The sequence below is a fragment of the Brevibacterium sp. SIMBA_078 genome, from assembly GCF_046534565.1.
GTDB lineage: Bacteria > Actinomycetota > Actinomycetes > Actinomycetales > Brevibacteriaceae > Brevibacterium.
Genome location: NZ_JAWRYQ010000016.1, coordinates 1 through 590, shown reverse-complemented (window position 1 = coordinate 590; position 590 = coordinate 1). Strand labels below are relative to the sequence as shown.

Annotated in this window: 1 protein-coding gene; it reads left to right on the top strand. The window is 31.7% G+C overall.

Translation table 11 applies throughout. The features are described 5' to 3' along the window. A partial coding sequence (locus tag SB749_RS18655) for a CatB-related O-acetyltransferase (protein WP_410711615.1) occupies positions 1–551 on the top strand: 551 nt, incomplete at its 5' end. Positions 552–590: the final 39 nt, after the last annotated feature.

The window sequence follows — 590 nt, the reverse complement described above, 5'->3', positions numbered from 1 at the left end:
GTATAGGTAAAGAAGCAGAAGTTCATGATAGAAGTGAGCTAGGCTTATACTCTCTATTGAATAACTATTCAGTAATATATTCTGATACTAAAGTAGGAAAATACTGTTCTATAGGCAGGTTTTGTGAAATAGGAGCTGCTGCTCATCCTATTAGTTTTTTATCGACATCAAATATACAGTATAGTAATACTTTAATGAGAGGACATGAAGATACAAGTTTTAAGAGAAAGGTAAAGTATGAATATGATAGAGATACAATTATTGGTCATGATGTTTGGATAGGTGCTAAAAGTGTAATAAAATCAGGAATAACAATAGGGCATGGCTCCATCGTAGCCGCCTTAAGTTTTGTAAACAAAGATGTACCACCATATGCAATAGTAGGAGGTATACCTGCTAAGATTCTAAAATTTAGGTTTCCTGAAGAAATTATAACTGATTTACTTGAGTTAGAATGGTGGGATCTCACTCCGAAAGAAATGGCTGATATTGATTTTAATAATATAGAAGTCGCAATCGAACAGGTAAAGAATTTAAAAGCTAGTAAATAAAAATTTTTAAGGCAAGCTCATGATTAATAAAAAATTAAG